This window comes from Bradyrhizobium sp. CCGUVB1N3 (assembly GCF_024199925.1).
In the GTDB taxonomy this organism is placed as follows: Bacteria; Pseudomonadota; Alphaproteobacteria; order Rhizobiales; family Xanthobacteraceae; genus Bradyrhizobium.
The window spans coordinates 3,695,016-3,707,782 of the sequence record NZ_JANADR010000001.1 but is presented as its reverse complement, the minus strand read 5'-3'; the positions used below and the strand labels follow the sequence as shown (position 1 = coordinate 3,707,782).

Genomic DNA, 12,767 nt, shown 5'->3' with positions numbered 1-12,767 from the left:
CGTAACGATGATGTTCACGATTTCATCGTGAACACCGCCGCGCCGGAAAAGCTCGCGACGAGGCACCTTTGCAGAGGAAAGTTAACCCGTACGAGGTGGTTGTAGGACGTGCAATGGAAAATCCAGAGACTTAGATCAGTACCCCTCGGCACTTTCGCCGTATGACCGCTGCTCTTGCATCCTCGCTGCCGGGCGATCCGTGGTGGATGCCTTCGGACTTCATCAGCAAACTGACAACAAGGCTTGCATTGATGGTCGTCGAATTGGCCGATTGGCCAAGCGTCGAAACGATGTCCTAGGCGCTGCCGGATGTCACGTTAGGACGGTCCCGATGCTCTTGCGGAACCGAATCTGCGGGGCTCCCGCCGACCGTCGCTAGTACTTCGGCGCTGCTCGGTCTCTCTCCAATGCTGGAGTAAAGGGAATGTTCGAGAACGCCTGGAGCCTCCGCGGCCGGATGTGCAAATACTCGCCGCGACCAAGGCCCACGAGGGTGGGAATAACGAAATTTCGGCACTGAGGGGAGCGGGCTGCACGCACTGTGAGGAACTCACACCAAGCTTCCGCGGTCCCGGTGCAATCACGTTCGCTCGACGGCGATAATTCTGCCGGCCGCCACATGCTGGACGTGGTTTCGCCGATTTTGGGTAATGCACTGTTTCGGAAGTGGCGCTGCGCGCAGTTAGCCAACTTTCAAGGCACTTCCTGTTGACCAGTTCCGCGTTCCAAAATCGATACGACGGCATTCAGGTGCTACGAGCCGTCGCGGCTATAGCAGTCGTCGTGTTTCACGCCGCCCAACGCATCGGTCTTTCGGTGGGGCTTGGCCAGGCAGGTGTTGATATCTTCTTTGTAATCAGTGGCTTTGTGATGTGGACCGTCACAGAGCGCGGCAAGTCGCCGCTGGCCTTCATGTCTGATCGCATAACTCGGATTGTGCCTCTCTATTGGGTTGCGACCATTGCAATGGCGGCAGCCGCCTGGCTCAAGCTCTTTCCGAGGACGCAAGTTTCGATAGAGCACCTCGCCCTCTCAATGTTCTTCGTTCCGCACCGCTCGCTTACGAGCCCCGCCGAGTACTTGCCGCTGCTATTTCAAGGATGGACGTTGAATTATGAAATGTTCTTTTACGCGTTGTTCGCCGTCGCGTTGCTTTTGCCGAGAGCGATGCAAGGCGTGGCCTTGATGGCGTGGCTCTCGGTGGCCTTGGTCGTGATGGGCTGGCTAGCTCCTCCACGCGGCGCGGTGCCAGCCTTCTATGAAAATAGCATCGTCATAGAGTTCTGCCTTGGGCTTCTTCTAGGCGTTGCGGCGACAAGAGGAATGTTGACTGGTCGACCGCTGCTCGGCTGGCTCTCAATTTTGATCGGCATTGCACTTTTCGGTCTATATGTTCACACGGGCGCCTATGGTCCGCGACTCGTGCATTTTGGTGTTCCGGCGTTCTTCCTTGTTACTGGAATTTTGTTGCTGGAATGCGCCGGCTATAAGCTTGGTGCGAGGCCTCTGCTCTTTGTAGGTGATGCATCCTACTCCATCTATTTATTCCACACCTTTGCAATTGCGGTGGTCGTCAAGCTGCTGCCGACAAGCGCATCGATACAGATCATCCTTGCGTGTGCTGTGGCCTCCATCGTTGTAGGAGGGGCCATCCATCTCGCGATCGAGACCCCACTATTGGAGGCCTACCATAAGCGCCGACGCCCGCTGGATGAGCCATTGATCGGGCGTAAAAGCGGTACACCCATCAATCTGACTGCTGCCGGGTGTTCTATTCTGCCGCCCGCAACGCTAATTTCGACAGAGAACGACAGTCCGGCACCTATTGTTCGCGGCGAAACAATGATGGGAAAACTTGCTCAGGACGTTGATCGGGGGCGCACAGACACACGCGTTCGCGGTCAGACGCGCTAAATCGGGTGACCGCACCCGAACTCTCGGTCGCTGCGCCACTCGTCGCGTTCTGGTGTGGCTACCTTGAGGGCGGGCATTCTATTTGTAAGCGAAAAGTGGAACGACTTCGCGCGACCTGAATGTAAGCGGCAAAGAGCCCCCATCTAGCGGAGTGGGTGAGCGATCGGCTATCGGCTGCTGAGTTTGTGAGCCGATGTGAGCTTCTATGTCTGCGCCTAGTTCTGGAACTAAAACCTTCCATATGATCGAAGCGGTCGCCGAGCGTCTTGAGGGAGCGCCGCGGCAGCTTCGCCGACGCTGGTCGGACGAGTTCAAGGCGCAAGTTGTGACAGAGGCACTGGAGCCTGGCGCGAGCGTATCGGCGATCGCCCACCGGATCGGCATCCACCCGTCGCAGCTGTTCGCTTGGCGCCGTGATGCTCGGGCTGAGCAGCTTTATCGCTCGCGGCACTCGGGTTGCGAGGGTGCGGTGGCTTCTGTGGCAGACGCAGTGATCGAGATTGCCATTGGCGAGATCGTCGTGCGCGCCGGCATGGATGTCGACGAGGCGCACTTGCAGCGGGTGATCCGGGCGGTCCGTTCGGCATGATCCCCTCTGGTGTGAAGGTGTTCCTGGCCAGCCATCCAGTCGACTTCCGCAGGGGTATCGATGGCCTTGTTGCGCTTGTGCGCGATGCCGGCTCAGATCCGTTCGACGGTGCGCTTTATGTCTTCCGGGCCAAGAGAGCCGACAGAATAAAGATCGTATGGTGGGATGGCTCCGGCGTGTGCCTCTATTTGAAACGTCTTGAAAAGGCGAAGTTCTGTTGGCCGCGGATCGGGCATCATCGGGTACAGCTCAGCCCGGCGCAGTTGATGGCACTGGTGGATGGGATGGATTGGAAGCGGGTCCGGACCGTGGCGGTCAAGCCGCCGGAGATTGTTGGGTAAAAGCACTGCGGCGAAGTGAATCAGTGAGCTGAAAGGGCGAGAGAACCGGAGCAAAATGTGCTCTGGTCGAGCCAATGACGGCGCCCGATCTCGACCTCCCGAATGACGTAGAGACGCTGAAGGCCATGGTGCTTGCCATGGCTGGGAAGGCGGCCCGCACTGATGCTCTTGAGAGCGAGGTCGCCGATCTCAAGGCCCGCAACGCCGATGCCGATGCGCGCATCGAGCGGCTGACGCAGATCCTGAAGGCCTTCGACCGCGCCCGGTTCGGCCGGCGATCGGAAAAGCTCGGCTCTGCGAATGGCGACGATGAACAGCAGGCCTTCGTCTTCGAGGAAATCGAGACCGGCATCGCAGCGATCAAGGCCCAGGTCAGCAAGGGCCGAGCGCAAGCGGACGGCAAGCGTGCACCTCGTGGGCGCAAGGGCTTTGCGCCCCATCTGGAACGCGTCGAAACCGTCATTGAGCCGGAAGAGCTGGCTGAGCATGCCGGCAAGCAGAAGGTGCTGATCGGCGAGGACGTGTCGGAGCGTCTGGATGTGGTGCCGGCGAAGTTCCGTGTGATCGTCACGCGCCGTCCCAGGTATGCCTTCAAGAACGCGGACGGCGTCATCCAGGCGCCGGCCCCGGCCCATATCATTGAAGGCGGCATTCCGACGGAAGCGCTTCTGGCCCAGATCGCCGTCGCCAAATATGCCGATGGCCAGCCGCTCTACCGGCAGGAGGCGATCTACGCTCGCGACAAGGTCGAGCTCGACCGCCAGTTGATGGCGCAATGGATGGGCAAGCTCGGCTTCGAGCTCGAGATCGTAGCCGACTACGTCTTCAGCGAAGTCAAGAAGGCCGAACGGGTCTTTGCCGACGAAACCACCCTGCCGACGCTCGCACCCGGCTCCGGATCGACGAAGACGGCCTACTTATGGGCCTATGCCCGAGATGACCGAACATTTGGTGGCAGTGGTCCCCCGATGGTGGCTTATCGCTTTGAAGACAGCCGCTCCGGCGAATGCACGGTCCGGCATCTCCATGGTTATCGGGGCATCCTGCAAGTGGATGTGTGTGGACGCCCCGGTAAATGCAAGCAAAATCTCACTTCGGTATAGGCATGTGGTCGGGTGCTGACGTGTGTCCGGCCTCGTGATGCGACTTCGACACGTCGCGGGCCCTTATGGAATGCGTGGATCGGATCCAATTCGGCTAAGCGTGCTTGTTGGCACTCATCGACTTAATGATTCTTCCAATCCAGTCTCTGACCGTTTGCCCATAATCCTCCGGTAGACCTTACCACATTCCCGACGTCTCGCGTCCCCTGATTCTGCGTTACGCAGTACCAGAAGCCGGAGCTTGATAGACGCCACCGTGGGCCATCAAGGCCCAAGCGATACGCGCCATTTTGTTTGCCAAAGCGACTGCGATCAGCTTTGGGGGCTTCTTCGAAACCATTCTCGCCAGCCAGGATCCGGCTGGCGCTCCATATCGTCTTGCCCAGCGCACCACGGCGGTTGCACCAAGAACAAGGAGGCGTCGAAGATCTCGTTGGCCCATCCTGGAGATTTGGCCGAGCCTGTCCTTACCTCCGGATGAATTCTGTTTAGGCGTGAGACCAATCCAGGCCGCGAAATCACGGCCTTTGGAAAAAGTCTCCGCCGAGGGCGCTAAGGCTTCCATCGCTGTGGCGCAGATTGCGCCGATGCCCGGAATGGTCATCAAGCGTGAGGCGACATCGTCCTCTCTGGCACGAACCCGTAGTCCCTTCTCCAGCTCTGCGATCTGCTCCGACAGGGATTCAATATGCTTTAGGAGATCCTGGCAAAGGCCGCGGACGAGATCGGGCAGGTCGTGATATGTTTCCATCAGCTCCTTCAAACGAGGGATGTGTCTGATACCCTGAGCGACGATCAAGCCGTATTCCATCAGATGTCCGCGTAACGCATTGATCGTCTGTGTTCGCTGCCGAACAGAGCTGGCCCCGGTTGTTTGGACAGCGCCCCGCGAAAATTAAGTGGATTCCTGCCGGGTTATGCTGAAGGCGGGGCTTTACGATTTTGCTGTGGCGTCGGGAGGGCGTAAGCCCGACCAGAGCCGCAGCAAAATCGTTGGCGACGATCATGCGGCCGTCACCATCGTTTGCGCGCCGAAGTAAGCCTCGTCGGGCGTGCGTTCGTCAAGGCTCGAGTGAGGACGTCCTCGGTTGTAGAACGCCAGATATTTGGAAATCGATGCTCGCGCCTCGAGCACGCTGTCGTAAGCACGCAGATAGACTTCCTCGTATTTGACAGTGCGCCACAGCCGCTCGACGAACACGTTGTCGCGCCAGGCACCCTTGCCGTCCATGCTGATGGCGATGTTCGCGTCCAGCAGCACGCCGGTGAAGTCGAGGCTGGTGAACTGGCTACCCTGATCCGTGTTGAAGATCTCGGGCCTGCCGTGCTTCGCCAACGCCTCCTGGAGCGCTTCGACGCAGAATATCGTCTCCATCGTGATCGATACGCGATGGACCAACACCCGTCGGCTGAACACATCGACGACCGCCGCGAGGTAGACGAATCCACGTCGCATCGGAATGTAGCTGATGTCCATTGCCCAGACCTGGTTCGGCCGCTCGATCTTCAATCCGCGCAATAGGTACGGGTAGATCTTGTGGCCCGGTGCGGGCTTGCTCGTGTTCGGACGGCGATAGATCGCCTCGATCCCCATGCGCTTCATCAGCGTCGCGACGTGGCGGCGGCCAATCTGCATGCCCTCACGCTGCAACAGCGATCGCAGCATGCGCGCCCCTGCGAAGGGATAATCGAGGTGCAGCTCATCGAGCCGGCGCATCAAGACAAGGTCCTCGGCCGAAACCGGCCGAGGTTCATAGTAAACCGTACTGCGGGCAAGGTTCAGGACCTTCGCCTGGCGCACGACAGACAGATCATGGTCGCGGTCGATCATCGCTTTGCGCTCAGCAGGCCCGCCTTGGTGAGCGCGCCGGACAAAAAATCGTTCTCCAACGCAAGCTCGCCGATCTTGGCATGTAACGCCTTCAAATCGACCGGCGCCTCGGCCGGTCCGTTGTCCTGCCCAAACACTCCGGCGGCGCCTTCCAGGAGTTGGGTCTTCCAGGTCGTGATCTGGTTCGGATGGACATCAAACAATTGCGCCAGCTCGGCCAACGTCTTCTCCCCCTTCACGGCCGCCAAAGCCACCTTTGCCTTGAATGCCGGAGAATGCGTCCGGCGACTCCTCTTCGTCATCTTCGCTCCTGATTCGCGGCAAGAAGCCTCGCCGCTCTCAGGCAGAAAATCCACTCAAGCTACTGTCCGAATTTGCGGAGCCAGCTCTAACCAACAGGTCGCGAACCTTGAATGCCATGGAAGAAGCCTGCTTCTCGGCGCTCTTGACGCCGACGAAGCGCATCGTTGGGCGCGACGCGGCTTCGGCGATCGCTTCCGCATCTGCAGCATCGTTCTTCTGGCGCTTGAGGAATGGCTTCACGTAGGAGGGATTGATCAGCCGGACATCGTGACCGAATTTGCCGATCTCCCGTCCCCAGTAATGAGCACTGGCGCAGGCCTCCATCGCGACCACACAGCTTGGCAAGCTGGCGAAAAACTCGAGCAATCTGCCGCGGTTGAGCTTCTTGCGTAGAACAACCTTCCCGTCTGGCCCCGCGCCGTGGATCTGAAAGACGTTTTTTGCCAAATCCAAACCAATGATGCTAATCTCGTTCATGGACGTCCTCCTTACCGGGTCTTAAACACCCGCACTTTGGCACATTTGATGCCGTCGGGGGGCGTCCACTCCATCGGCTATGCCGCCTATAACAAATTGGCGCGCCCCGATCGCGGCAATGATGGCATCACATTGGCTGGCTGCTGGTCACACTGCAGGCGCAAGTTCTACGAGCTGCACGTTGCAGGGAGCTCGAGAGTGGCAACGACGACAATCGAGCGGATGGCAAAGCTCTGGCAGGTCGAGAAGACCGTGCGTGGTCGTGACCCCGACACACGCGTTGCCTCGCGCCAGCAAGCCTCCGCGGCGGTCGTTGCAGATCTCTTCGATCTCTGGGAGCAGACCTTGCGGCGAATCTCCAGCAAATCAAAACTGGCCGAGGCGATCCGCTACGCCGTCTCGCGCCGTGCCATCTTCGAACGCTTCCTGACCGATGGTCGCATCGAGCTCGATTCGAACATCGTCGAACGCGCCATCAGGCCGCAAACAATTACGAGAAAAATTAGTCTCTTCGCTGGTAGTGATGGCGGCGGACGGACCTGGGCGAGCGTCGCCACACTGCTGCAGACGGCGAAGATGAACCACGTCAATCCGTTCGCCTGGCTCACCCTAACGCTTCGGCGTATCGCCAACGGTTGGCCGAGTAGCCAAATCGACGCGCTTATGCCATGGAACCACGCCGCCTGACGGCCTCAGCTTGCCGCTTACACCTGAATTACAGATCCTTCAGAAGAGTTGAATGGCGGGTTCAAACCGTTCCATCGACAGGCTGAGGGAACTCGAAGATGAGCTTGCAAGAGATCCAAGGTGCACTGGGCATAATCATTTTTTCTGGGGTCGGCGACGGTTCCACAGACGACAGCGCAGCGCTTCAGTCAGCTATTGATGCATGCGCCGCCCAAGCAAATGGCGGTCAAGTCTACGCTCCTCCCGCCGGAGTCGCCTATGTCGTGGACAACATCACACTGAAAGCCCGAGTTGACATCATCGGCGTCGGCCAGCGTCCCGTCGCATTCAAAGCCAAGAGCGGCTCCAGCAATCCTATGTGGAGGTTGGATACTGGCCCTGTCAACAATTGTCGGTACGAGAACTTCGTTTGCCTAGGCAGCACTGAAAATCCAAGGCAGAACTGCTTCGAGCTTCGTGCCACCCCATCAAGCAAGGCTCCCTATAACGGGGGACTTTGGTGGGCCATATTCTCGAATATTTCGGTCTCGGGCTTCAGCGGCTTCGGAATGTGGTTTCGTGGCGGCGTAACGGGCATCGTGAACGCGCACCAATTCATCGAGCTGCGCCGCGTCACGATCTTTCGGGCTAACGATACCTACTCGCGCGCCTTGCTGCTTACAGGCCAGTGCGGTCAGTTTAGCATCGATGGCGAGTGCCAATTGGATGGCATCGCGAAAGGAACCGGTACCAACGTCGAGATCGGCCCCGAGTACAACAACGCCGGAGTCGCTGGCGGTCAACTCGTAGGTGGCAGCCCGGTCGGTGGCAACGCTCCCTACAACATCAAGTTCATCGGTTGCACCTCGCAATCCGCTGAGACCGCATTCTACGTTTACAACAGCATCAACATCCTTCATCACGGTTGTTATTTCGAGAACACCCAGCGAGCTATTCGGCATGTGGGGGGAACGAGCGGAAGCATAATCGAGAATTGTCACTTCACGAACGCCGCCTCGGACGGCGTAGGCGGCGGCTATTGCATTCAAGGGGGCGCCTCTTGCAGAGGCTCCGCCATCAACAACGATTGCGCAGGAGCGGCCGATCAATTCTTCAACGGAGCGTCCACCAATTCAGGGTGGTACCTTTACGGCAATAAGCTGCTGTCGACATTTGCGGTGGCTCCCGTTGCGAACTACACTCTCTTGAAGTCTATCGTGGCGCCAAGTACAGTTGTCTGCGAAGGCCTCTATGCTGTCGGCGTGAACACTGAAGGGACCGTGTCGATCCTATCTTCGAAGCTTCACGCTGGCGAACGGATCACCGTCAAATGCGCCGTGGCCGGAAGCGTCGTGTTCGACGAGAATGGCAATTTGCTGCTGGGCCAGTGGAGCACGCTTGTCCTGAATCGCTACGATACGGCGACATTCGAGTATTCGGATTTGTTCTCCAAGTTCGTTCTCGTAGGCACAACCGGTGTCCTCAGAAGCTAACCTCTTCGGATCGAGGATGCTACCCTAGTCGCTTCTTTCCGAAAGGAGTGGACTTTTCAGCGAGCACCTGGGCCCCCTGAGTCGGCCAGCAATCCAGGAGGCTACCGATATGAGGCGATCGTAAAATCCGTCAATGCTGGCAGGAACTGAACCGTCGCACTTGTTTCCGAGCGACTAGATCCAGCCTAGTTCCCCGTACTCCACAAAACTGCCCCGATTGCTGAGGGCGTAAGGCGCGCCTATGAGGACTATGTGTCGAGCCATCCGGCCGGCGCGCAATAGCCGTGCCGATCGCCTGGCCCGTTTTGGAGCTCGCGAAAGATGACGGACGACACCCACTCTATTCGAGGCGGCGCTTTGGCGGCGACCATCAAGGCGCAGGGCGCTGAACTGTGCTCACTCAAGCACGACAGCGGCCTCGAGCTCATCTGGCAGGCCGGACCGGAATGGCCGCGCCATGCGCCGCTGCTGTTTCCGATCGTCGGCCGCCTCAAGAACGATGAGCTGCACAATGGCGGCCAAACCTACCGGCTGACCCAGCATGGGTTTGCGCGCGACCGGCGCTTCATCTGTCTCGAGCGCACGTCATCGCGTTGCGTGCTTGAGCTCTGCGACGACGCGGCGACGCGCGCGCTCTATCCGTTCGCGTTTCGTCTTGTGGCCGCGTATACGCTCGATGACGCTGGCCTGGAATTGATGTTGACGATCAGCAACACGGGCGAGGAGACGTTGCCGGCCTCGCTCGGCGGCCATCCTGCATTCAATTGGCCGCTCAAGCCCGGCTTGCCCAAGGAGAGTTACGCCCTGACCTTCGCTGCGGATGAGCCGAATCCGATCCGCCGGCTGGAGGGCGGTCTGTTGCGTGCAGCACTGGAGCCCACGCCGGTGCGCGGCAAGGTGCTGCCGCTATCTGAAGCCCTCTTTACCGACGATGCGATAATCCTTGACCAGATCAACAGCAGCTCGATCCGTTATGCCGCCGGGCAGGGGCCATGGGTAGAGGTATCGTGGAGTGGCTTCCGCGAGGTCGGGATCTGGTCCAAGCCATCGGGCGCGCCGTTCCTCTGTATCGAGCCGTGGCGGGGCACTGCAAGTCCGGCCGGCTTCGACGGCGCGTTCACAAGCAAACCCGGCGTGATGCATATCGCGCCGGGCGGGGAGGAGATACTTTCATTTCGGATTGCGGTTGGGACCTCAACCTGATCTCTGACGCAGCGGCCCGCCCGCGAGGCGCTGATTCCTGATCTCGCGCAGCAGCAGCATGCGTTTGGCTTGTGCGGCATTGAGCAGGCCCTCGAACAGCACGAAGATCTCGCGGGCCTGTGCGTAGACTTCCGTGTTGATGGCCTCTTGGTCGAAGCCATAGCGTGCAAGACGCGTGTCGATCTCGGTCGCAGCCGCCGCATTTGTCCGCCAGCTCAGGGCGTTTTGCAGGGTGTAGTATTCAGCCTCATCTTGGAATTCGGGGGCGATCCCGATCATGTCGATGCTGCGGAGCGCAGCTTCGATTGCCTTCTGGCGATAGGTCTCAAGAACCTTGTGCCTCAGCACCCGGTAGCGCTGGATCTCCCAGGAGAGTTCAGCGACATCGATCGCGACCAGCCACTCAATGGCGGATCGGGGCGCGAGGTCGGCGAAGATCGCCTGCCGTAGCGCCTGGTAGTGCTCGAGCTGTTCGCCCGGGAGCAGCAGCGGCGGCGGTGCCAACACCTCAAACTCTGCCGGCAGTGCGGTCGCGGTCAGCTGATGTGCCGTTTGGAAGGGGCCGTTCATGGTGAGGCCTCCGAACCGAGGCTTGGGAGGGCCGCGGTGCCGACAGCCGCGTTGGGTGGGCGGTGGACGGGGCTCGCCGCCCACAGCTCCTCTGCCACCGGCAACGGCGCGATCTGCAGGTTCGCCCACCACGCCCGTTCGTTGCCATGCCGGTGCAGCTCCTGGTGATGGGCGCGGCACAGCGGCACCGTGAACTCGTCGCTGACCTTCTGGCCCAGGGCACGCGGCTGGGCGAATTTGAGGTGGTGCGCATCGCACGGGGTTTGCTGGCAGACCAGGCAGGGTTGGTCTCGGACGAACAGCAGGTGCGCCTTGCTGCGCTTACGGGGCGGGTCCTTGGGATGGGCGAGCCCTGTCTCGGGCGCCGCTGGCTGCAGCGCCGCCTCGGCGACCGCATCAGCTGCCGCGAGTGGTTCTGGGCGTGGGTTTTGCTCGCCATCTGAGACGGGCGATTGTTGGACGACGCTGGCTGCGCGACCTGAGGCGGTCTCGAGCTTGGCCCGATAAGTGGCTTCGACCATCCGAGCGTCGGCCTCCAGCAGGCTATTCTTGAGCGGAAGGCTGGCCTTGGCCCAGGTGAGCAGGCCGTTGCCGGGAGGCACCGCTGCGAGCTGCCCCAGCAGCTGCTCCCGCAGCTTGGCGGACTGTGGCGGCCCCAGCACCGGCGCGCGGTTGAGGACGCCCTTGGCGGGCTTGGCTTTGGCGCTAAGAGGCGCTTGCGGCTCGGCCTCCGGCACGCCTGCCAGCGCGTCCGGCGCGTCCAGATCGTCCTCGCCGGCAATCCCGACCAGGGCGAACAGGGCATAGCGCCGCGCATAGGTCAGCGCCGCTCCCATCCGGTGCGGCGCCTCGACATCTCTGGTGGCACAGACCGGCCAGTCCGAGGAGATCCACTCGCCCGAGGAGTGGGCGAGGAGGGTGGTGAGGTGGATCTGGCCGGTCGCCGGCTCGACCCGGGTGATCTGGATGGTGGCGATCTCCTGCTGGCTTAGGGTCTTGCGCACGATGTCCAGGCCCGAGGCCAGCGAGGCGTAGCGGAAGGTCCGATCGTCATCGCGCAGGAATGGCGAGCGGATCTGAGCGGTCAGGGTCTTTTCCGGGTTGGTCAGTTCGGCCTGCGCGCGGGCCAGCGCCGCCGCAATCGTACCGATGTGCTCACTGGCCTGGTGCATTGACGCTCTCCATCTCAACCGGATCAAAACTGACCGCGCCGGCCTTGGAGCGCTTGGCGCGGATGCCGTGGCCGAACGCTTCCTTGGCGTCATCGGGCAGCAGCTTCTTAAGCTCCGCCTTGGCCAGTTCGTGCTCGCCATGGGCCTCCCGGGTGCGCAGATAGGTCGCCGCGCACTCGGCCCACAGATTGGAGGCGGTCATGTCAACGACCTTGACGGCGGCGAGGCGCGGCCGCGGCGGCTCGATGCTGAACAGGAGCGGCGGCTCGCCACTCTGCACGCAGCGCCAGAACTTCTTTTCCGCGGTCAGCAAGAGGTGCTGATAGAGCGGGTCGGCATGCACGGTGATCTCGACCCATTTGCCCCCACCGGTAATCACCGAGAGCACTGCCGAGCGGGCGGCGATCACCCACATGTTGTGCTGCAGCTGCGCCATGTGCTTTTCGGCGGCGGCCTCTTCGGTAAAGCCCCAGGGCAGCATGAACTTGGCTTCAAACACCGCGCCGGTCTCTTGGACGAGGCCGTCGAGGGTTGCGGCCATCCAGCCATGCACGGGATGGCGAAGGCGCTTTTGAACGTCTTTGACGGTCTGGCCGGAGGCGTGCTGATACCAGCTCCGGTTGAGCTCTTCCGTGACGGTCCCGAGCTGAACGATCAGGTTGTGGGCAAAATCTTGCGGCGCGATCTCGCCGCGCTTTTCGCGCCATAGGCGAATGAGCTCGTCCTGGTCATCGCCCATGATGATGCGGGCATCCGAGCCGCCAATAAAGGCGCGGCGGTCGTACGGGTTGAACTTGATGATGGGACGGGGCGCCTCGGCGCCATTGGCTGCAATCGTGGTCACCGGTATCTCCTTGGGTTTGGCACTCGCGGCTTGCCGCCGCACCGCCAAAACCCCCGCTCCCGCAGGGTGAGATACCGGGGCCATCGGTGAACGCCCGGTCAGACCAGTAACGCTCCTTTTGCGTGGGAATGCCAGTCCTTTCTGCAGCAAGATCGTTGTTTGTTTGGCCCGAAAAACCTTGATCTGTCAGGTGCTTGGAGGGAACCTCCGAGGGCTAGGAGGGGCGGCAGCCGAGGACGCGCGGACATGGCGTCACACCGA

9 protein-coding genes and 4 pseudogenes are annotated in these 12,767 nt (G+C 60.6%); 7 read left to right on the top strand and 6 right to left on the bottom strand.

All coding sequences use genetic code 11. The features are described from left to right. Positions 1–708 precede the first annotated feature (708 nt). The 4 genes and pseudogenes from NLM33_RS17575 to NLM33_RS17560 all read left to right on the top strand — a co-directional run. Entirely contained in the window at positions 709–1,914 is a 1,206-nt protein-coding gene (locus NLM33_RS17575) for an acyltransferase (protein ID WP_254097335.1), read from the top strand. A 241-nt stretch (positions 1,915–2,155) separates the two neighbouring features. After that, the gene (locus NLM33_RS17570; RefSeq protein ID WP_254097334.1) at positions 2,156–2,503 is read left to right on the top strand and encodes a transposase; all 348 of its coding nucleotides are present in this window, start codon (positions 2,156–2,158) and stop codon (positions 2,501–2,503) included. Beyond that, positions 2,500–2,844, top strand: coding sequence for an IS66 family insertion sequence element accessory protein TnpB (tnpB, locus tag NLM33_RS17565; RefSeq protein WP_254097333.1), 345 nt, complete (start codon positions 2,500–2,502; stop codon positions 2,842–2,844). The genes NLM33_RS17570 and tnpB overlap by 4 nt, the downstream gene beginning before the upstream one ends. Before the next feature lie 74 nt (positions 2,845–2,918). Next, positions 2,919–3,920 (top strand): annotated as a pseudogene (locus tag NLM33_RS17560) (IS66 family transposase); the annotation flags it as partial. Between the two features lie 244 nt (positions 3,921–4,164). Here NLM33_RS17560 and NLM33_RS17555 read toward each other — a convergent pair. The 3 genes and pseudogenes from NLM33_RS17555 to NLM33_RS17545 form a co-directional block, all read right to left on the bottom strand. Further along, positions 4,165–4,803 (bottom strand): annotated as a pseudogene (locus tag NLM33_RS17555) (IS110 family transposase); the annotation flags it as partial. Positions 4,804–4,950: 147 nt separating this feature from the next. Then, a protein-coding gene (locus NLM33_RS17550) for an IS3 family transposase (RefSeq protein WP_254095161.1) occupies positions 4,951–6,080 on the bottom strand; the annotation gives its coding sequence in 2 pieces (ribosomal slippage) (positions 4,951–5,828 and positions 5,828–6,080; 1,131 coding nt in all). 85 nt (positions 6,081–6,165) lie between these two features. Then, positions 6,166–6,558, bottom strand: a pseudogene (locus NLM33_RS17545) (transposase); the annotation flags it as partial. 75 nt (positions 6,559–6,633) lie between these two features. Here NLM33_RS17545 and NLM33_RS17540 point away from each other — a divergent pair. From NLM33_RS17540 to NLM33_RS17530, 3 genes and pseudogenes are all read left to right on the top strand, one after another. Further along, positions 6,634–7,245: pseudogene (locus NLM33_RS17540) on the top strand (transposase); the annotation flags it as partial. A 98-nt stretch (positions 7,246–7,343) separates the two neighbouring features. Further along, on the top strand, positions 7,344–8,717 hold the full coding sequence (locus NLM33_RS17535; protein ID WP_254097331.1) for a glycoside hydrolase family 55 protein: 1,374 nt from the start codon (positions 7,344–7,346) through the stop codon (positions 8,715–8,717). 321 nt (positions 8,718–9,038) lie between these two features. Next, a complete protein-coding gene (locus NLM33_RS17530; protein ID WP_254097330.1) occupies positions 9,039–9,920 on the top strand; it encodes an aldose 1-epimerase family protein in 882 nt (293 codons plus the stop codon). On the opposite strand, the gene NLM33_RS17525 is transcribed toward NLM33_RS17530, so the two are convergent. The 3 genes from NLM33_RS17525 to NLM33_RS17515 are packed head-to-tail and all read right to left on the bottom strand — an operon-like array spanning position 9,912 to position 12,506. Continuing rightward, a complete protein-coding gene (locus NLM33_RS17525; protein ID WP_254097329.1) occupies positions 9,912–10,490 on the bottom strand; it encodes a hypothetical protein in 579 nt (192 codons plus the stop codon). The genes NLM33_RS17530 and NLM33_RS17525 overlap by 9 nt on opposite strands. Next, positions 10,487–11,662, bottom strand: a complete 1,176-nt coding sequence (locus NLM33_RS17520; protein WP_254097328.1) for an ERF family protein — start codon at positions 11,660–11,662, stop codon at positions 10,487–10,489. The genes NLM33_RS17525 and NLM33_RS17520 overlap by 4 nt, the downstream gene beginning before the upstream one ends. Continuing rightward, positions 11,646–12,506 carry a YqaJ viral recombinase family protein gene (locus NLM33_RS17515; RefSeq protein ID WP_254097327.1) on the bottom strand — a complete coding sequence of 287 codons (861 nt, stop codon included), beginning with the start codon at positions 12,504–12,506 and terminating at the stop codon, positions 11,646–11,648. Before NLM33_RS17515 ends, NLM33_RS17520 begins: the two co-directional genes overlap by 17 nt. Positions 12,507–12,767: the final 261 nt, after the last annotated feature.

Excerpts from the sequence above, each read along its gene's own strand:
- NLM33_RS17535 (WP_254097331.1), top strand. The coding sequence starts at position 7,344 with ATGAGCTTGCAAGAGATCCAAGGTGCACTGGGCATAATCATTTTTTCT.
- NLM33_RS17530 (WP_254097330.1), top strand. The coding sequence starts at position 9,039 with ATGACGGACGACACCCACTCTATTCGAGGCGGCGCTTTGGCGGCGACC.
- NLM33_RS17570 (WP_254097334.1), top strand. The coding sequence starts at position 2,156 with ATGATCGAAGCGGTCGCCGAGCGTCTTGAGGGAGCGCCGCGGCAGCTT.
- tnpB (WP_254097333.1), top strand. The coding sequence starts at position 2,500 with ATGATCCCCTCTGGTGTGAAGGTGTTCCTGGCCAGCCATCCAGTCGAC.
- NLM33_RS17525 (WP_254097329.1), bottom strand. The coding sequence starts at position 10,490 with ATGAACGGCCCCTTCCAAACGGCACATCAGCTGACCGCGACCGCACTG.
- NLM33_RS17520 (WP_254097328.1), bottom strand. The coding sequence starts at position 11,662 with ATGCACCAGGCCAGTGAGCACATCGGTACGATTGCGGCGGCGCTGGCC.